Here is an 18,491-nt window from a genome sequence, read left to right as displayed (position 1 = left end):
CCAACGCGTCCTTTCCCTGTCTCTCCCCGGAGGTTCCACCATGACGATGTCCGCCCTGGGCGAGCCGTGCGTTCTGCTCAAGCTGGGCGAGATCGTCCTCAAGGGCAAGAACCGCGAGCTGTTCGAACGCCGCCTGATCAGCAACATCCGCGACGCGCTCCAGTCGGTCGACGTCAAGGTCGACGTGCGCAAGCGGCACGGCGTCATCGCGATCTTCCTGCCCGAGGGCGCCACCGCCGAGCAGGCCGAGGCCGTGGCCCAGCGCGTCGCCGACGTGCCGGGGCTGGTCTGGATCCACCGCGCCTGGCGGGTCGCCAAGGACCCGGAGACCGTGCTGAAGGCCGGCCTCGAGCTGGTCGGCGAGAGCGAGGAGGCCAAGCGCGGCGCCCGCTTCGCGGTCCGCTCCCGCCGCCGCGACAAGCGCTTCCCGATGCACTCCAACGAGCTCGACCGCTACGTCGGCGGCGCCATCAACGACGAATACGGCCTGCCCGTCGACCTGAAGAACCCCGAGCTGACGGTGTTCATCGAGGTCGACAGGGACGAGGTGTTCATCTTCACCGGCGGCATCCCCGGCCAGGGCGGCCTGCCCGTCGGCAGCAGCGGCCGGGCGCTGGTGCTCATGTCGGGCGGCATCGACTCGCCGGTGGCGGCGTACCGGATGATGCGGCGCGGGCTGCACGTCGACTTCCTGCACTTCTCCGGCATCCCGTTCACCACCTCCGAGTCGATCTACAAGGCCTACGCGCTGGTCAGGAAGCTCGACAGGTTCCAGGGCAGGTCGCGCCTGTGGGTGGTGCCGTTCGGCAAGGCGCAGCAGTCGATCCGCAACTCGGGCCAGGACCGGCTGGCCGTGATCGCGCAGCGGCGGCTCATGCTGAAGACGGCCGAGGAGGTCGCCCACCGCATCCGCGCCGCCGCGCTCATCACCGGTGACGCGCTCGGCCAGGTGTCCTCCCAGACCCTGACCAACATCACCGCCCAGGACAACGCGGTCGAGCTGCCCATCCTGCGGCCGCTGGTGGGCTGGGACAAGACCGAGATCATGGCCGAGGCCCGGCGCATCGGGACACTGGAGATCTCCGAGCTGCCCGACGAGGACTGCTGCTCCCTGCTGGCGCCCAAGCGCGCCGAGACCCGGGCCAAGATCGAGGACCTGAAGCAGATCGAGAAGCGGCTCGACGCCGAGGAGCTGTGCGTGCAACTCGCCGACTCGATCCAGGAGTACACGCTGTAGTCAGGCGTCCACCTTGAACGGGTCGTGCTCGGCCAGCAGCTTGTCCAGCCTGGCCTGGTCGACGCGGTTGCTGACCTCGGCCTGCTCCTGCCGGTCGCGCACGACCTTGCACAGGGTGATGGTCGAGGTGACGACGTACAGCATGCCGAGCCCGAGGAACGCCCTGATCCACCCTTCGGTGGGCAGGTAGATCAGGGCGATCACCACAGAGGCCAGCGAGACGGCGAACGACAGGACGGCCTGGATGTAGAACGCCGCGGTGTTGGTGGGCTTGATGGGCTTCGTCATGCGGGCATCGTCCCGCCGCGCCGGAGCCCGGCGCATGGGGTCTCGTACTCAAGTTACTCATGAGTACGTTCGCCCGCGCGATGGATCAGACGGTGACCGCGCCCGCCGCCCGCTTGCCCAGCAGCGCCGGGAAGTCGTTCATGACCTGGGCCAGCTCACCCAGGTCGGCGTCCACCAGCGCCTGCGGGCCGTCGCAGAGCGCCTGCTCGGGCTGCGGGTGCACATCGATGATCACGCCGTCGGCGCCCACCGCGATCGCGGCCCGGGTCAGCGGCAGCACCAGGTCGCGCCGGCCGCCCGAGTGCGACGGGTCCACGATCACCGGCAGGTGCGACAGGCGCTGCGCCGTCGGGACCGCCGAGACGTCGAGCGTGTTGCGGGTCGCCGTCTCGAACGTCCGCAGGCCCCGCTCGCACAGCACGATGTCGAGGTTGCCGCGCTGGGCGATGTACTCGGCGGCCATCAGCCACTCCTCGATCGTGGAGCTCATGCCGCGCTTGAGCATCACCGGCCGCCCCGCCTCGCCGACGGCCTGCAGCAGCGCGAAGTTCTGCATGTTGCGGGTGCCGACCTGCAGCATGTCGGCGTACGTGGCCACCAGCTCCACGTCCCTGGCGTCCACGACCTCCGTCACGATCGGCAGCCCGGTCTCCTCGCGCACGTCCGCCAGGATCCGCAGCCCCTGCTCGCCCAGCCCCTGGAAGGCGTACGGCGACGTACGCGGCTTGAACGCCCCGCCGCGCAGCAGCACCGCCCCCGCCGCCTGCGCCATCCTGGCCGCGCCGAGGGTCTGCTGGTGGGTCTCCACCGCGCACGGCCCCGCGATCAGCGTCACGGTGTCGGGGCCGATCGGCACGCCGCCCACGTGGACGGTGGAACGTTCCGGGTGGTTCTCCCTGCTGACCAGCTTGTACGGCGTGGACACGCGCATCACGTCGCGCACCCCGCCCATGCCGCGCAGGCCGGCCGCGTCGAGCTGCGTCACGTCGCCGACCAGGCCGACGATCGTGCGCCGTACCCCCTTGCTGACGAAAGCCTCGACTCCGGCCGCCTGGGCGACCTCCACGATCGACGCCAGATCCTCCGCGGTGGCCTCGGGCCCCATGACGATCACCATCTGCTGCTCCTCAATTCGCGTGTTGAAAGTCCGGAAAACACGAAAGGCCCCGGGTCCAGTGGACCCGGGGCCTTTCGTTCGCCTGTCTGCTAGCGCAGCGTCAGATGGCGAACGGACTCGGGTCCGTCGCCATACCAAAACAGCCACGCGGTGCGCATAGCTCGTAATGGTAGCGCACCGCACCCGCTCGCGAGGCACGGGCGGGGCGATGGCAGGATGGCCCAAGACGCGAGATCGGTGAGGGGAGTGATCGTGGAGGAGTCGCGCCTGCCTCCAGGCCAGTACGTCCCGCGCGGCCGACCCGTGATCCATTACGGCAGGGTTCCCGTCTTCAAACCGGAGAGCTGGGACTTCATGGTCTTCGGCGCCACCGCCTCGGGAGAGGAGCACCGGATCCCCTGGAGCGACTTCGAGCAACTGCCCCGCAGCACGCGCGTCGCCGACTTCCACTGCGTCACCAAGTTCTCCCTCATGGCCAACGAGTGGCGCGGCGTCACCCCGGCCACGATCATGGCGGCCGTCCCGCCCGACCCCGGCGTACGGCATGTGATGATCTGGGCCGAATACGGCTACGGCGCCAACCTGCGCATGGCCGACTTCGCGGCGCCCGACACGCTGTTCGCCATGGAGCTCGACGAGAAGCCGCTCAGCCCCGACCGCGGCTTCCCGCTGCGGATCGTGGTGCCGCACCTGTACGCGTGGAAGAGCGTCAAGTGGGTGCGCGGCATCGAATACCTGCTGGAGGATCGCCGGGGCTTCTGGGAGGAGCGCGGCTACCACAACATCGCCGACCCCTGGCGCGAACAGCGCTACTCCTACCAGGAAGAACCCGGCGAGGGACCCCCCTAGACTTCACTCCGGGTTTTCCCCCGGACACACTCTGTTCTTGGCTACGGTGGCCCGCATGCTGACCACCGTGTGCGTGGCGCTGTCCTCCCTGACCTTCCTCCTGGGCTACGGCCTCGCCCGCGTCTCGTGGCGCCGCCACGGGCGGCAGGAGGAGCGCAGGAAGGACGAGGCGACGTTCACCACCCTGCACATCTGCGCGCTGGCCGCCCCGGCCCTGCGCGCGGGGCTCGACCGCGACTCCGCCCGCAAGGCCGTACGCCATCTGCACACCCTGCTCGGCACCCACGCCGTCGCGATCACCTCGACCGACGCCGCGCTGGCCTGGGACGGGCCGTGCACGGACGACGTGCTCACCTACGCCCGCGTCACGCTGGCCGCCGGGCACACCCGGGTGTTCCCGGGGGAGCCGCACGGGGCCGTCGTGGTGCCGCTGACCGTGGACGGCACGGTGGTGGGCGCGCTGGCGGCGTTCGACGACGAGGTGAGCGCCGCGCTCGTGCGTACCGTCACCGAGGTCGGCCGCTGGGTCTCCGGTCAGCTCGAACTGGCCGACCTCGACGCCTCGCGGCGGCGCGCGATGGAGGCCGAGATGCGAGCCCTGCGCGCCCAGATCTCGCCGCACTTCGTCTACAACGCGCTCACGACGATCGCCTCGTTCGTCCGTACGAACCCCAAGCGGGCCCGCGAGCTCCTGCTCGACTTCGCCGACTTCTCCCGGTACGCCCTGCGCAGGGCCCACGACTTCACCACCCTGGCCGACGAGCTGACCTGCGTCGACCGCTACCTGCTCCTGGAACGTGCCAGATTCGGCGACAAACTGCGCTTCAGCATGCAGGTGGCGCCGGAGGTGCTGCCCGTTCCCGTACCGTTCCTGTGCCTGCAACCCCTGGTCGAGAACGCCATCAAACACGGCATGCGCGGCCGCGGCGGCTCCGGCGAGGTGCGCGTCGTCGTCCGCGACGCGGGCCCCGAGGCGCACATCACGGTCGAGGACGACGGCGCCGGCATGGACCCGGAGCGCGCCCGTCGCATGCTCGACGAGGACCCCGCGCGCGAGGGCAGCGGCATCGGGCTGGCGAACGTGGACCTGCGGATGCGCCAGATCTACGGCGACGGCTACGGGCTCGTCGTGGAGACGGCGCTGGGGGCGGGCACCAAGGTGCGGCTGCGCGTGCCCAAGGCCCAACTTGGCTCAATGTAGTCAATTAATTACGCTATGCTGGCGTGCCACTGGTGACCTCTGATTTCATACGGCAGCGTGGTGGACATGCTGAGAGTTCTGGCCGTCGACGATGAAGTGCCCGCTCTGGAGGAGCTGGCCTACCTGCTGCGCCAGGACGACCGAATCGAACACGTCACGACCGCGGCCGACGGCGTCACGGCGCTCCAGGACATGGTCCAGATGATCGGCGGCGGCGAGCGGCTCGACGGGGTCTTCCTCGACATCCGCATGCCCGGGCTCGACGGCCTCGACCTGGCCCGGCTGGTCGGCGGCTTCCCCAGCCCGCCCAGGCTGGTGTTCGTCACGGCGCACGAGGAGTGCGCGGTGCAGGCGTTCGAGCTGGAGGCCGTCGACTACCTGCTCAAGCCCGTCCGCGCCGAGCGCCTGTCCGAGGCCGTACGCCGGCTGGAGGCCGCCTCCGCGCCCGCCCCCGAGCCCGGCCAGGACGACGTCATTCCCGTGGAACTGGGCGGGCGCACCAGGTTCGTGCCACAGCAGGCCGTCTGGTTCGCCGAGGCCAAGGGCGACTACGTGCGCCTGCACACCGTGGACGGCAGCTACCTCGTGCGCATGTCACTGGCCGCGCTGGAGCGGCGCTGGTCGGACGCCGGGTTCATCCGCATCCACCGCAGCACGCTGGTCTCGGCGCGGCACGTCAGCGAGCTGCGGTTCGAGGGCGGGCGGGTGACACTCACGGTCGGCACCGAAACACTGCAGGTCAGCCGCCGGCACAGCCGGCAGGTGCGGGAGCAGCTCGTACGCCAGCACAGGGGCGTCATCTCGTGACGGGCCGCCAGCGCGGAGATGTCATCTGGTGAATGGGCCTCCCGACATGGCGGCGGCCATCGTCGCCCGGTAGTTACGGCGGGTGCTGCTGACCGCCGGCGCCGTCGCCGGCCCGCCCGTGGGCGTCCCGGCGCTCGCCCAGCGGATGCCCGCCCCCTGGCTCTGGGCGGCGCTCTCACTGGCCGCGCAGGGAGCGTGGATGGAGTTGGCCGTGCTGCGGTTCGGGCGAGCAGAGTAGCTGGAGAGACGACCGTGCCGCAGCTCAGACGGGCGGAGCGGCCGGAGAGATGACCGTCGCGGTGCTGACCGCAATCGCCTTCGTGCCGGGTTCTGGGCGTCATGGTGGGTGCCGCGCATCCACGCCGCGCCGCCCTGGCGCTCTCTCGTGGCCCCACAGGTGCTGCTGGCCGTGTTCTGGCCATGCCGCCCTGTACGGCGTTCTGGGGCACGTGCGCGTGTCCGGTGTCGTGGTGGACGAGATCGTGCTGCCACTGCCCGCCAGGGTGCTTCCCGGGGCTCCTGGAGAGGCGCTCACGGGATCGCTGGCGGCTGAGACGTTCGCGGCGCCCTTCCGGGCTACGTCCGGGGGCGTCCTCATGGCCATGGGGGCGCGGTGTCGGCCTGCCCGACGTGGGCGGAGGTGCGCTCCTTCCACGGCGCCGTGGCGGCGGTGCTGCCGGCCCGCGACCGGCCCGCGACCGGCCCGCGACCGGCCCGCGTGGCGGCCGGGTTCGCGCTCGGAGGGGGCGTGACGGCAGTGCTTGTGATCGGCGAGTGGGCAGGCGTGAACATGGGGGTGTTCGCTTCCTACCCCGCATCGGTCGCCGTGCCGGTCTCGTTTGCCGTGATGGTAGTGATTTCCCTGGTCACACCGGGTCGGAAGCCGCACGGAGTGGGCTGGATGATGGCCAGGATGCACTTGCCGGGGCATCTTGCAGGCCCAGGAACCTACCGTTCGTCGCCCCCCGAAGACCGCTCATCTCAATAGCACTCTCCGTATACCGATGACTACAGACCGTTCAACGCGCTGACCGTAAACAGGGTTTCGCCCACATGATCGCGACCGTAGTGTTTCGCCCATCGGAAAGCCACCGCGGCGCATCGGGGGGGACGAGCCGAAAGGCTCACAGCAGGTCTGATGCGCCGACTTCACCGGTGACCACGCAGGTCACCGCGGCTGTCGGGCCCTCGACCGGGGGGTTGGGCCCGTCAGTCGGATCCGTGAAGGGGCGCCCGCCGAGGCCACCGGTCTCGACGTCGCGATCCGGCCTTCGGGGGCGGCCGGATCGCGCTAGCGGGCGCCCCTATCACGGTTCCTCTCCCACTCGGGGTTTTATCCCCCATTGCGGGACCTTCGCCCTTCGGGACCTTGCGGTCATTCCGGGCGGTCATTCCGATGCGTGGTCGGACGTCGGGCGGTCAGCCGGGGCTTTGTGGTCAGCCGTCGCGCAGTTTCTTCAGCAGGGCGATGTCCTCGGCGTGCTGCGGCGCCTTGCCCGGCGTCTCGATGCAGAGCGGCACGCCCGCCACCGCCGGGTGGCGCATGAGGAGGCCGAACGCCGGGGCGCCGATGTGCCCGGCCCCGATGTTCTCGTGGCGGTCCTTCTTCGCGCCGCACACGTCCTTGGAGTCGTTGGCGTGGATCAGCTTGAGCCGCCCGGGCGCGATCTTGTGCAGGGCGTCGAACGTCTCCCGTACGCCGTCCTCGGTGGCGAGGTCGTGCCCGGCGGCGAAGGCGTGGCAGGTGTCGAGACAGATGTTGGCCCGCGGGTGCCAGTCGAGTGCCGCCAGATAGGGCTCCAGGTCCTGGACGGTCGCGCACAACATCGCGCCCTGGCCCGCCATCGGCTCCAGCAGCAGGTCGGGCCCGCCGTCGGGGATCTCGTCGAGCAGCGGCACCAGGTTCTCCCGCAACTGGCGCAGCGCGTCGTCGCGCGACTGCGTCACCGCCGAGCCGGTGTGCACGACGACTCCCTTGGCGCCGGTCTCCACCCCGCGGCGCAGCGTGTGCCGCACGATCGCGATGGAGTTGGCCAGCGTCTCAGGGCTGGGCGAGCCGAAGTTGGCGAGGTAGGGCACGTGGATGAACGTCTCGACGCCGGACTCGGCGAGCTTGGCGTCCTGGTCGGGCTTGCCTTCGGTGAGCGCCCAGCCGCGTGGGTTGGTGACGAACACCTGGATGATCTCGGCGCCGATCTCGGCCATGTATGTGAGGCCGCCCGTCGCCAGGCCGCCCGTCACGGACACGTGTCCGCCGATCAGGGATGTCAGGGTCATGATGCCCTTCAGTGTAGGCGCAGCCACGGACACTTCCGCTGGTCCGCACGCGTACAAAGGTTGCCTCAAATGGTCTTTCGCGCAGGCCGGCAGGGGGAACGCCCTCCCTCGTCCGCAGGACACCAGACCAGGCGTCCGGCTGCAGGCAGGGATGGACGCACAGCCATAGGGGGACACGTTCATGCGCGCCATCGCCATTTCCGCCTTCGGGGCGGATCCGGAGCTCGTGCAGGTGCCGGAGCCGGTGCCGCTTCCGGGCGAGTTGCTGGTACGGATGCGCGCGGCGGGTTACAACCCGGTCGATACGAAGATCGCTAGCGGTGCCATGAAGGACCGGATGTCGCCCCGGTTTCCGCTGATCATGGGGCAGGACGGCGCCGGGGTGGTGGTGGCGGTGGGTGCGGAGGTGAGCCGGTTCCGGCCTGGCGACGAGGTGTACGGCCGGTTCACCGATCCCGCTCGCGGCCTGGGCAGCTATGCCGAGTACGGGGTGGTGGCGGAGGACGGGCCGGTGGCGTACATGCCCGAAGGCATGCTCCCCGAGCAGGCCGCGGCCGTGCCCACCGCCACGGGAACCGCCAGGGACCTGGTCGAGGCGGCCCGCCTGGACGCGGGCCACACGGTCCTGATCGTCGGGGCGACGGGTGGGGTGGGCCAGGCGGCGATCCAGCTCGCGGCCCTGCGGGGAGCGCACGTCATCGCCACCGCCGGGTCCGTCGACGAGGACCTCGTACGCGACCTGGGCGCGGCCGAGACCGTCGACCACACGAGCGACCGCATGAGTGGTCAAGCGGGCGGGCAGGGTGCTGAAGGGCGTGCGGGGGTCCTGGTTGCCGATCAGGTGCGGCGGGTGCGTCCCGAAGGGCTCGACGCGGTGCTCGACCTGGTCGATCTGGCAGGTTCGACCGGGCCCATGGAGGAGCTGTTGCGTCCTGGTGGCGTCATCTGCAGCACCGTGCACGCGCTCGACCCCCACGCCCTGGCGGCGCGCGGGCTGCGTGGTGTGAACGTCATCAACCAGGTCACCGGTCAGATGCTGGCGGAGCTGGCCGGGCTCATCGAGGCGGGCCGGCTGCGGGTGCGGGTGGTGGACCGGGTGCCGCTGGAGGGGGTGCCGGAGGCGTTGCCCGGGTGGGTCGCGGGGCATGCGAAGGGCAAGGCCGTCATCGAGATTGGAGCATGACACGAAAAACACCGGTCATCGGGGTCGCCGGTTGGGAGTTCTCGCGGATGGACCGGGCATGGGGCGCCTGTGTGTACTTCTGACATGCCCGATTCGCTCGACGCCTTCAACGCCCGGTCCCCGTCCGGGGCCGAGGAGGAGCTGCTCACCTGCTGCGCCTCCCGGGTCTTCGCCGGGAAGGTGGCGGCCCTGCGGCCGTACCGCGACCTCGGAGGGCTCACCGCGGCCGCCGAGGCGGCGGTGCGGGAGCTGGACTGGCCCGACGTCCTGGAGGCGCTGGCGGCCCATCCGCGGATCGGGGAGCGGGCCGGCGGCGACGGCCGGGAGGCGTCCTGGTCGCGGCAGGAGCAGGCCGGGGTGGAGGACGAGGTGCGCGTGGCGCTGACCGAGGGGAACCGGGCCTACGAGGAGCGATTCGGGCACGTCTACCTGGTCTGCGCCACCGGGCTGACCGGTACGGAACTGCTCGCCAGGCTCCAGGAGCGGCTGGGCAACTCCGCGGAGCGCGAGCGCGAGGTCGTGCGTGACGAACTGGCCGCGATCACCCGCCTGCGGCTGGGCAAGCTCATGAAGGAGGGGACATGAGCTTCTCCACGCACGTGCTGGACGCGGTCACCGGGCGGCCCGCCGCCGGCGTCCGCGTACGCCTGGAGCACGAGGGCCGGATCGTGGCCGAAGGGCGTACCGACGACGACGGCCGCATCAAGGGCTGGGACCCGGCCGCCGGAGTGCACCGCGTCGTCTTCGACACCGGCGCGTACCTGAAGGAGACGTTCTACCCCGAAGTCGTCATCACCTTCACGGTGACCGACCCCGAGCAGCACTATCACGTGCCCTTGCTGCTCAGCCCGTACGCCTACTCCACCTACCGAGGGAGCTAGATGCCGGTCAAGCTCGGCGCCAACCGCTACGGCAAGGCGGAGACCAGGCTCGTCCGCGTGGTCAGGGACGGCCCGGTGCACCACATCAAGGACATCAGCGTCACCACGTCGCTGTCGGGCGACATGGAGGCCGCCCACCTGACCGGCGACAACGCCGCCGTCCTGCCGACGGACACGCAGAAGAACACCGCGTACGCGTTCGCCCGCCGGCACGGCGTCGGCCAGATCGAAGCGTTCGCCTTGCTGCTGGCCAGGCACTTCGTCGAGTCGCAGCCCTCCATCCACCACGCCAGAGTGGAGATCGACGAGTACGGCTGGCGCCGCGCCGGCCCGCACTCGTTCGTACGCGAGGGCGGCGAGGTGCGCACCTGCCTGGTCCACCACGACAGGGACGGCCGCAGCACCGTCGTGTCGGGCCTGAAGGACCTGGTGGTGCTCAACTCCACGGGCTCGGAGTTCCACGGCTACATCGTGGACGACTACACCACCCTCCAGCCCACCACCGACCGCATCCTCGCCACCGCCGTATCCGCCCAGTGGCGCCACACCGGCGATGACTCCGCGTACGAGCCCTCCTACGAACAGGTCAGGAACGCCCTGCTCGACGCCTTCGCCGACACCCACAGCCTGTCGCTTCAGCAGACCCTGTACGCCATGGGCGAGCGCGCCCTCAAATCCGCCCCCGAGATCTGCGAGATCAGGCTCGCCATGCCGAACAAGCATCACTTCCCGGTCGACCTGTCCCCGTTCGGCCTGGACAACGACAACGAGGTCTTCTACGCCGCCGACCGCCCGTACGGACTCATCGAGGGCGGCGTGCTGCGCGAGGACGCACCTGACGCCGGATTCGCCTGGGAGTAGGGGAAATGGACTTTTTGCGGCCCACGACGTGGGAGGAGGCGCTGGCCGCCAAGGCGGACCAGCCGGAGGCGGTGCCCATCCAGGGCGGTACCGACGTGATGGTCGAGCTCAACTTCGACGTGCGCAGGCCCGTGGCGCTGCTCGACCTCACTCAGGTGGCCGAGCTGCGAGAGTGGAGCATGACGGGCGGGCACTGCCGGGTGGGGGCGGCGGTGCCGTACACGATGGTGATCGAGGAGCTGGCCGGGCCGCTGCCGGGGCTGGCACAGGCGTCGCGCACGGTCGGCTCGCCGCAGATCCGCAACCGCGGCTCGGTCGGCGGCAACCTGGGCGCGGCCTCGCCCGCGGGCGACAGCCATCCGCCGCTGCTGGCCGCCGGGGCGGTGGTCGAGGTGGAGTCGCGCGAGCGCGGCGTCCGGATGATCCCGGCCGCCGAGTTCTACCTCGGGGTCAAGCGCAGCGCGCTGGAGCCGGACGAGCTGATCAGGGCCGTACACGTGCCGCCCGCCACCGGCCCCCAATACTTCTCCAAGGTCGGCACCCGCAACGCCATGGTGATCGCGGTGTGCTCGTTCGCGATCGCGCTGCACCCGCGCGAGCGGCGGGTCGGCACGGGCATCGGCTCGGCCGCGCCCACCCCGCGCCGGGCGCTGGAGGCCGAAGAGCTGCTCGCCGCCGAGCTCGACTGGGAGGCGCCGCTCGACCCCGCGCTGCTGCGGCGCTTCGGCGACCTGTGCGCGCGGGCCGCCGCGCCGATCGACGACGTGCGCGGCACCGCCGCCTATCGCGTGCACGCCATCGGCGTGATGGCCCGCCGCACGCTCACCTGGGCCTGGAACGACCATCTGGGAAAGAGGGCCGCCTGATGCGCGTCCATCTGGGAAGGAGGGCCGCCTGATGCGGGTCACGTTCACCGTCAACGGCCGCGAGGAGAGCGCCGAGGACGTCTGGGAGGGCGAGAGCCTCCTGTACGTCCTGCGCGAGCGCCTCGGCCTGCCCGGCTCCAAGAACGCCTGCGAGCAGGGCGAATGCGGCTCGTGCACGATCTACCTCGACGGCGTGCCGGTCTGCGCCTGCCTGGTCGCCGCCGGGCAGGCCGAGGGCCGGCGGGTGCGTACCGTCGAGGGCCTGGCCGACGGCGGCCGCCTCGACCCGGTGCAGGAGGCGTTCGTGGAGTGCGGGGCCGTGCAGTGCGGCTTCTGCACGCCCGGACTGCTCGTCCAGGCCCACGACCTGCTCGAACGCGTGCCGCGGCCGTCGGACGGCGAGATCAGGGAGGCGCTGGCGGGCAACCTGTGCCGGTGCACCGGCTACGAGAAGATCCTCGACGCGGTACGGCTGGCCGCCGCGCGCAAGGCGGGCGCCGAATGAGCGTCCTCATCGAGAACGTCGCCATCGCCCCGGTCGCCGGCCCCGAGATCGAATCCGGATATATCCGGATCGAGGGCGACCGGATCGCCGCGCTGGGCCCCGGCCCAGCGCCCGCCGAGGCGGCCGGAACCCGCATCGACGGCACCGGCTGCCTGGCCACCCCCGGCCTGGTCAACACCCACCACCACCTCTACCAGTGGGCCTCACAGGGGCTCGCGCAGGACGCGACCCTGTTCGAGTGGCTGGTGGCGCTCTACCCCGTCTGGGCCGCCATGGACGCCGAGGTCGTCGGCGGCGCGGCCACCGCCGGGCTGGGCTGGCTGGCCCTGTCGGGCTGCACCACCTCCAGCGACCACCACTACCTGTTCCCCAAGGGCAGGGGCGACCTGCTGGCCGCCGAGATCGAGGCCGCCCGCGCGGTGGGGCTGCGGTTCCATCCGGCGCGCGGCTCCATGGACCTGGGCGAGTCGAAGGGCGGGCTGCCGCCGGACGTCGTGGTCGAGGAGCTGGACGACATCCTGGCCGCCACCACCGAGGCCGTGGACACCTACCACGACCCGTCGTTCTCCTCGATGCTGCGGGTCGCGGTCGCGCCGTGCTCGCCGTTCTCCGCCAGTGGCGAGCTGATGAAGCAGTCCGCCGCCCTGGCCAGGGCCAAGAGTGTACGCCTGCACACCCACGTCGCCGAGACCCTCGACGAGGACGAGCACTGCCTGGAGCGGTTCAAGATGCGGCCCGTCGACTACATGGAGGAGCTGGGCTGGCTGGGCCCCGACGTGTGGCTGGCCCACACCGTGCACCTCAGTGACGGCGACATCGGCAAGCTGGCCGCCACCGGCACCGGTTCCGCGCACTGTCCCTCGTCGAACGGGCGCCTCGGGGCGGGCATCGCCCGCGTGTCCGAAATGCTCCGCCGGGGGGTCAACGTCGGGATCGGCGTGGACGGCAACGCCTCGTCCGAGCTGACGCCGCTGGCGGGGGAGATGCGGCAGGCCCTGCTGTTCCAGCGCGCCCGCTACGGCCCCGCCGCCCTCACCGCCCGCCAGGCCCTGGAGCTGGCCACGCTGGGCGGCGCCCGCAACCTGGGCAGGGAGGCCGAGCTGGGCACCCTGGAACCGGGCAAGCTGGCCGACCTCGCGCTGTGGCGGATCGACGGCCCGTACACCGCCGCCGTCACCGACCCGGTCTGCGCGCTGGTCTTCGGGCCCCCGCCGCCGCTGGCCCGGGTCCTGGTCGGCGGCCGGACCGTGGTGGCCGACGGCGAACTCCAGACCGTGGCCCAGGACGAGGCCGGGCGCGCCGGGGCCGAGGCGCACCGGCGGCTGCTGCGGCTCGCCGAGGAGCGAGGGGTCACCGCCGCGAAGGAGATCCATCGTGACCATTAAGGTGTGAATGTTCGGAATGGAGCATGAAAGGCGGACCCGTGTCGGCGGAACTCCCAGACGAGCGGCTGGCGCAGCTCAAGACCACCTTCGCCGCGATCGACACCGACGGCGACGGCTACATCAGCGAGACGGAGCTGAAGCGGCACTTCCCCGACCTGCCGGCCGAGGCGCTCGGGGCGATGAGCCAGGATGCCGACTCCGACCAGGACGGACGCTACTCCTTCGAGGAGTTCATCCGGACGGTGTCATAGACAGCACCCGCTCCAGCGGGGTCCGGAAGCGGGGCGTCACCCGGACATCGCCGAGCCAGGCGGCCAGCCCGGCCGCCTCGGCCTCGATGGCGGTTCGCGCGTCCGCGCCCACGTCTGAGAGCAGCCGCCAGACGATCTCACCGTCGGGCCGCTGCGCCCAGCCGCCCACGACCCGGCCGTCCCACCAGACGGTCGGGCCCACGTTGCCGCTCCGGTCGAACAGCTCGGCCCGATGCGCCTGAGACAGGTACCAGTCGCGGCCCTGCCAGCCCATCGGAGTCGGGTCGAGCGCGGGCAGCAGCGCGGCCCACGGCTCGGGCTCCTGGACCTCCGCCAGATCGTCCGGCAGCACGTGGCCGACGCCCTCGTCCAGCTCGACCGGCACCGCGCCCGTCGCGGCCAGGGCCCGGCGCACGTCCTTGAGGGTCCAGCCGGTCCACCATTTGACGTCGGACTCGGTGCCGGGGCCGAAGGCGGTCAGCCAGCGGCGTACCAGCTCGGCCTGGGCGTCGTGCACGGCCAGCTCGGCGATCTCCGGGGCCAGGTCCCAGCGGTGCGTGCCGTTGACCCAGGTGCCGGAGGCGCGCGCCCGGCGTACCAGCAGGCCGTCCAGCGCCATCACGAACAGCAGCCGGGAGCCGAGGCTCACCACTCCCTCATAGGGCTTGCCCACGGCCACCCTGACCTGCTCGCGCAGCCGCGGCTCCAGCGCGCCCAGCTCCGCCGCCGTCGCCGCGCCCGTCTGGGCCACCGCCTTCAGCACCGCCGCCGCGACGTCGTCGAGGGCCGCCGCGTCCCAGCCGCCCTCCCCGAACGTCTTCAGCATCAACGCGCGCTCCTTGCGGGCGATGGCCAGCCCGGAGGAGTGATGCACGACCGGTACGAGCTCCGCCGGCACCACGAAGATCGTGCGCCGCATCCCGGTCATCCGCACCAGCGTGTGCGCGCTGTACAGGGCCCGCTCGACCGGCTCGGGACCAGGGGCGGCCAGGCGCGCGCCCGCCGACAGGAACACGGTCGCCGGATCGGTGCCGTGCAACGCCACCACGGACGCCGCCGCCTCCTCGGGCGTGGCCGCCTTACGGACCAGCCGATGCCGAAGCCCGAGCCGCGCCTGCCGCTGCCGCGTCGATATCCGCACGAACGCCCCCTATCCGGCCCTGAGCCTAGCTGGAGGGCCACCCACCTGACGACGTGCCGAACCGGCCGGGATGTGATGATGAGTCACGCCTTCCTGCCCGCTCGCACCGGGCAGGAAGGCGTGTCAGGACATTGTTCATCATCAGGTGGGAGTTCGTAGTGGTTCAGCACGTTCTAGTCGCCCCCGACAAGTTCAAGGGGTCACTGACGGCGGCCGAAGTGGCTTCCCGGGTGTCGGCCGGGCTGGGCGTGCCCACGGTCGAGCTGCCGGTGGCCGATGGTGGTGACGGCACCGTGGACGCCGCCGTGGCGGGGGGCTTCGAGCGGGTCGGCATCGAGGTCACCGGGCCCACGGGGGAGCGGATCGCCGCCTCCTACGCCTGGCATCCCACCGACGGCACCGCCGTGGTCGAGCTGGCCGAGGCGTCCGGGTTGCGGCGTCTGCCTGGAGGGCGTGAGCCGTTGACCGCCACCAGTTATGGCACCGGTGAGCTGATCGCGGACGCCGTGCGGCGAGGCGCCAAGCGGGTGGTTCTGGGGCTGGGCGGTAGTGCGTGCACCGATGGGGGCGCGGGCATGGCGCAGGCTCTGGGGGCCCGGTTGCTGGACACCGAAGGTCGCGAGCTGGCCAGGGGCGGGGCCGCGTTGCGGGAGCTGGCGAAGATCGACATGTCCGGGTTCCTCGACGTCTCCGGGGTGGAGTTCGTGGTGGCGAGCGATGTGGACAATCCGCTGCTCGGGCCGCACGGCGCCGCCGCCGTCTACGGGCCGCAGAAGGGGGCCACTCCCGAGGACGTCAAGACGCTGGAGGGGGCGTTGTCGCGGCTGGCGGCCGTGGCGGCCTTCACGCATGGGCTCATGGGGGCGGTCGAGCACGACGACATCCCGCGTGCGATGGGTGTGGCGGGCGCGCCGGGGGCCGGTGCCGCCGGTGGGGTCGGGTTCGCGGCGCTGGCGTTCCTGCACGCCGAGCTGCGGCCCGGCATCGGCTACCTGCTCGACCTGCTGGGGTTCGGTGAGGCCGTCCGGGGTGCGCGGCTGGTGATCACGGGGGAGGGGTCGCTGGACGAGCAGTCGCTGCGCGGCAAGGCACCCGTCGGTGTGGCGCAGGCCGCGGCCAGGGCGGGCGTGCCCGTGGTCGCCGTCTGCGGCCGCCGTACGCTCACCGACGAGCAGGTGCGGGCGGCGGGCATCGAGGCCGCGTACGCCCTGACGGACCTGGAGCCCGACCCCGCCCAATGCATGGCGCAGGCCGGGCCGCTGCTCGAACGCCTCGCCGCCCGGCTCGCCGCCGACCGCCTCCCGGAGGGGGATGGATGACCCGATTCGACCTCGTCGTCAGGTCCCGCAGGACGATCACGCCGGAGGGGGAGCGGCCGGCCGCGGTCGCCGTACGGGGGGAGAAGATCGCCGCCCTGGACGACTACGCCGCGCCGCTGCCCGCCGCCGAGGACATCGACCTGCGCGACCTGGCGCTGCTGCCCGGCCTGGTCGACACGCACGTCCACGTCAACGAGCCCGGACGCACACACTGGGAGGGCTTCGACTCGGCGACCAGGGCGGCCGCCGCGGGCGGCGTCACCACGATCGTGGACATGCCGCTCAACTCCCTGCCGCCCACCGTGAACGTGCCGGCGCTCGACGCCAAGCGGCGCGCCGCGCGCGGGCAGTGCCACGTGGACGTCGGGTTCTGGGGCGGCGCCGTGCCGGGCAACCTCAAGGACCTGGCGCCCCTGCACGAGCGCGGGGTCTTCGGGTTCAAGTGCTTCCTGTCGCCGTCGGGCGTCGAGGAGTTCCCGCCGCTGACCACCTCCGAGCTGCGGGAGGCCCTGACGGAGATCGCCGGGTTCGGCGGGCTGATGGTCGTGCACGCCGAGGATCCGGCGCTGCTGGCGGAGCCGGGCGGGCCGACGTACGGGGAGTTCCTGGCCTCGCGGCCCGGAGCGTCGGAGCGCAGCGCCGTCGAACGGGTCGTCCGGCTGGCCGGCGAGACCGGCGCCCGGGTGCACATCCTGCACGTCTCCAGCGCCGACTGCCTGGACGTGCTGGAGACGGCCAGGGCCGGGGGCGTGGCGGTCACGGCCGAGACCTGCCCGCACTATCTGACGCTGGCCGCCGAGCAGGTGCCCGAAGGCGCGACCGTGTACAAGTGCTGCCCGCCCATCCGCTCCGAGTCCAACCGCGACCTGCTCTGGGACGGGCTGGCCAGGGGCGTGCTGAGCTGTGTGGTGTCGGACCACTCGCCGTCGACGGCCGAGCTCAAGGTGCCCGACTTCGCCGCCGCGTGGGGCGGCATCGCCTCGCTCCAGCTCGGCCTGCCGGCGATGTGGACGGAGGCCGGGAGGAGAGGGTACGGGCTGAGCGACGTGGTCCGCTGGATGTCCGAAAATCCCGCTGCTTTGGCCAATATTTCGGGAAAAGGCGGGATAAAAGTGGGCAATGATGCCGACCTGGTCGCCTTCGACCCCGACGCCGCCCACCTCGTCGACGCCGCCCTCCTCCACCACAAGAACCCAGTCACCCCATACCACGGCCGCACGCTCAAGGGCGTCGTCCTGACCACCTGGCTACGCGGCCGGCCCGTGGACGGCGAGCCGCACGGACGATTCCTCTTGGGAGCGCAGTAGATGTCCCGCTTCACCGATCTGCCCGACCTCGCCCTCCGCGCCCTGGGCGGCTCGGTCGTGGCGGCCAGCGACGAGTCGTTCGCCGAGAAGGAGAGCCTGATCAGGCCGGGGCGGCCGGGCTTCCTGGCGGAGACGTTCGGCAACAAGGGCCAGGTCTACGACGGCTGGGAGACCCGCCGCCGCCGCGAACCCGGCCACGACTGGGCCCTGGTACGCCTCGGCCTCCCCGGCGTGATCCGCGGCGTGGTGATCGACACGGCCTGGTTCAAGGGCAACTACCCCCCGTACGCCTCCGTCGAGGCCACCGCCGTCGAGGGACACCCGTCACCGGCCGAGCTCCTGGCCGCCCCGTGGACGGAGATCGTCCCCAAGACCGGCCTGAAGGGCGACGCCGAGCACCACTTCGACGTCGCCGACGAGACGCGCTACACCCACGTACGGCTCACCATCCACCCCGACGGAGGCGTGGCCAGGCTCAGAGTGCACGGCGAGGTGCGCCCCGACCTGTCCGTCCACGACGGCCTGAGCCTCGACCTGGCCGCGCTCGCGAACGGCGCCCTGGTCACGTCCTGCTCCAACGACTTCTACTCGGCGCCCAACAACGTCATCGCGCCCGGGCTGGCAAGGCACCAGGCGGAGGGCTGGGAGACCGCCCGGCGGCGAGACGACGGCAACGACTGGCTCGTCATCCGGCTGGCCGGGCGCGGCCTCATCAGGCTGGCCGAGATCGACACCACGAACCTGCTGTTCAACGCGCCCGGCCAGGTGTCACTGACCGGGCTGGACGGGGCACGCGAGGTGCCACTCCTGCCGGTGACCCGCCTCCAGCCCGACACCCCGCACCGCTTCCGCCTGAGCCACCGGGACCCGGTCACCCACGTGCGGGTGGACATCTACCCGGACGGCGGCCTGGCCCGCGTCCGCCTCCACGGCCACCTGACCTGACCGCCGGCCCGCGCCCGCCCGAGGCGGGGCGGGCCCTGACGGCGGGAACGCGCGCCCTACTGCCGGAGGAA

20 protein-coding genes are annotated in these 18,491 nt (G+C 71.6%); 16 read left to right on the top strand and 4 right to left on the bottom strand.

The genetic code is table 11. The features are described from left to right. The first annotated feature begins 40 nt into the window (after window positions 1-40). Window positions 41-1,237 (top strand): tRNA uracil 4-sulfurtransferase ThiI, encoded by a 1,197-nt coding sequence (gene thiI, locus C4V41_RS21550; protein ID WP_103957683.1) that lies wholly within the window; start codon window positions 41-43, stop codon window positions 1,235-1,237. On the opposite strand, the gene C4V41_RS21545 is transcribed toward thiI, so the two are convergent. Further along, complete coding sequence (locus tag C4V41_RS21545; protein ID WP_103957682.1) at window positions 1,238-1,525, bottom strand: YiaA/YiaB family inner membrane protein; 288 nt, start codon at window positions 1,523-1,525, stop codon at window positions 1,238-1,240. 85 nt (window positions 1,526-1,610) lie between these two features. Then, the gene (gene aroF / locus C4V41_RS21540; protein ID WP_103957681.1) at window positions 1,611-2,642 is read right to left on the bottom strand and encodes a 3-deoxy-7-phosphoheptulonate synthase; all 1,032 of its coding nucleotides are present in this window, start codon (window positions 2,640-2,642) and stop codon (window positions 1,611-1,613) included. 252 nt (window positions 2,643-2,894) lie between these two features. Here aroF and C4V41_RS21535 point away from each other — a divergent pair, with 252 nt between their 5' ends. The 4 genes from C4V41_RS21535 to C4V41_RS61945 all read left to right on the top strand — a co-directional run bounded on the left by C4V41_RS21535 (window position 2,895) and on the right by C4V41_RS61945 (window position 5,737). Continuing rightward, on the top strand, window positions 2,895-3,491 hold the full coding sequence (locus tag C4V41_RS21535; protein ID WP_235030287.1) for a molybdopterin-dependent oxidoreductase: 597 nt from the start codon (window positions 2,895-2,897) through the stop codon (window positions 3,489-3,491). Window positions 3,492-3,546: 55 nt separating this feature from the next. After that, window positions 3,547-4,692 (top strand): sensor histidine kinase, encoded by a 1,146-nt coding sequence (locus tag C4V41_RS21530; protein WP_103957679.1) that lies wholly within the window; start codon window positions 3,547-3,549, stop codon window positions 4,690-4,692. Between the two features lie 66 nt (window positions 4,693-4,758). Beyond that, entirely contained in the window at window positions 4,759-5,499 is a 741-nt protein-coding gene (locus tag C4V41_RS21525; protein WP_103957948.1) for a LytR/AlgR family response regulator transcription factor, read from the top strand. Between the two features lie 82 nt (window positions 5,500-5,581). Continuing rightward, window positions 5,582-5,737 carry a hypothetical protein gene (locus C4V41_RS61945; RefSeq protein ID WP_160150350.1) on the top strand — a complete coding sequence of 52 codons (156 nt, stop codon included), beginning with the start codon at window positions 5,582-5,584 and terminating at the stop codon, window positions 5,735-5,737. A gap of 1,199 nt (window positions 5,738-6,936) precedes the next feature. Here the strand turns inward: C4V41_RS61945 and C4V41_RS21520 are convergent. After that, on the bottom strand, window positions 6,937-7,776 hold the full coding sequence (locus C4V41_RS21520) for a deoxyribonuclease IV (RefSeq protein ID WP_103957678.1): 840 nt from the start codon (window positions 7,774-7,776) through the stop codon (window positions 6,937-6,939). Between the two features lie 181 nt (window positions 7,777-7,957). Here C4V41_RS21520 and C4V41_RS21515 point away from each other — a divergent pair, with 181 nt between their 5' ends. The 8 genes from C4V41_RS21515 (at window position 7,958) to C4V41_RS21480 (ending at window position 13,708) form a co-directional block, all read left to right on the top strand. Beyond that, window positions 7,958-8,959: an NADP-dependent oxidoreductase gene (locus C4V41_RS21515; RefSeq protein WP_103957677.1), complete on the top strand. Its 1,002-nt coding sequence runs from the start codon at window positions 7,958-7,960 to the stop codon at window positions 8,957-8,959. An 84-nt stretch (window positions 8,960-9,043) separates the two neighbouring features. After that, complete coding sequence (gene uraD / locus C4V41_RS21510) at window positions 9,044-9,544, top strand: 2-oxo-4-hydroxy-4-carboxy-5-ureidoimidazoline decarboxylase (protein ID WP_103957676.1); 501 nt, start codon at window positions 9,044-9,046, stop codon at window positions 9,542-9,544. Continuing rightward, on the top strand, window positions 9,541-9,840 hold the full coding sequence (uraH, locus tag C4V41_RS21505; protein ID WP_103957675.1) for a hydroxyisourate hydrolase: 300 nt from the start codon (window positions 9,541-9,543) through the stop codon (window positions 9,838-9,840). Before uraD ends, uraH begins: the two co-directional genes overlap by 4 nt. Beyond that, window positions 9,841-10,701, top strand: coding sequence for a factor-independent urate hydroxylase (gene pucL, locus C4V41_RS21500; protein WP_103957674.1), 861 nt, complete (start codon window positions 9,841-9,843; stop codon window positions 10,699-10,701). 5 nt (window positions 10,702-10,706) lie between these two features. Next, window positions 10,707-11,567 (top strand): FAD binding domain-containing protein, encoded by an 861-nt coding sequence (locus C4V41_RS21495; protein WP_103957673.1) that lies wholly within the window; start codon window positions 10,707-10,709, stop codon window positions 11,565-11,567. A gap of 31 nt (window positions 11,568-11,598) precedes the next feature. After that, window positions 11,599-12,072 carry a (2Fe-2S)-binding protein gene (locus tag C4V41_RS21490; protein WP_103957672.1) on the top strand — a complete coding sequence of 158 codons (474 nt, stop codon included), beginning with the start codon at window positions 11,599-11,601 and terminating at the stop codon, window positions 12,070-12,072. Further along, the gene (locus C4V41_RS21485; protein WP_103957671.1) at window positions 12,069-13,457 is read left to right on the top strand and encodes an 8-oxoguanine deaminase; all 1,389 of its coding nucleotides are present in this window, start codon (window positions 12,069-12,071) and stop codon (window positions 13,455-13,457) included. Before C4V41_RS21490 ends, C4V41_RS21485 begins: the two co-directional genes overlap by 4 nt. Before the next feature lie 23 nt (window positions 13,458-13,480). Further along, the gene (locus C4V41_RS21480) at window positions 13,481-13,708 is read left to right on the top strand and encodes an EF-hand domain-containing protein (RefSeq protein WP_235030286.1); all 228 of its coding nucleotides are present in this window, start codon (window positions 13,481-13,483) and stop codon (window positions 13,706-13,708) included. On the opposite strand, the gene C4V41_RS21475 is transcribed toward C4V41_RS21480, so the two are convergent. Next, the gene (locus C4V41_RS21475; protein WP_103957669.1) at window positions 13,689-14,849 is read right to left on the bottom strand and encodes a winged helix DNA-binding domain-containing protein; all 1,161 of its coding nucleotides are present in this window, start codon (window positions 14,847-14,849) and stop codon (window positions 13,689-13,691) included. The genes C4V41_RS21480 and C4V41_RS21475 overlap by 20 nt on opposite strands. A gap of 158 nt (window positions 14,850-15,007) precedes the next feature. Here C4V41_RS21475 and C4V41_RS21470 point away from each other — a divergent pair, with 158 nt between their 5' ends. From C4V41_RS21470 to alc, 3 genes are read left to right on the top strand one after another with little or no spacing between them, the layout of a single operon-like run. After that, entirely contained in the window at window positions 15,008-16,168 is a 1,161-nt protein-coding gene (locus C4V41_RS21470) for a glycerate kinase (protein WP_103957947.1), read from the top strand. Next, window positions 16,165-17,475 carry an allantoinase AllB gene (gene allB, locus C4V41_RS21465; protein ID WP_103957668.1) on the top strand — a complete coding sequence of 437 codons (1,311 nt, stop codon included), beginning with the start codon at window positions 16,165-16,167 and terminating at the stop codon, window positions 17,473-17,475. The genes C4V41_RS21470 and allB overlap by 4 nt, the downstream gene beginning before the upstream one ends. Continuing rightward, window positions 17,476-18,420 carry an allantoicase gene (gene alc / locus C4V41_RS21460; RefSeq protein WP_103957667.1) on the top strand — a complete coding sequence of 315 codons (945 nt, stop codon included), beginning with the start codon at window positions 17,476-17,478 and terminating at the stop codon, window positions 18,418-18,420. Window positions 18,421-18,491 lie beyond the last annotated feature (71 nt).

Source organism: Nonomuraea solani (assembly GCF_900108335.1).
Classification (GTDB): Bacteria; Actinomycetota; Actinomycetes; order Streptosporangiales; family Streptosporangiaceae; genus Nonomuraea; species Nonomuraea solani.
This window is presented reverse-complemented; position numbering and strand designations above follow the sequence as displayed.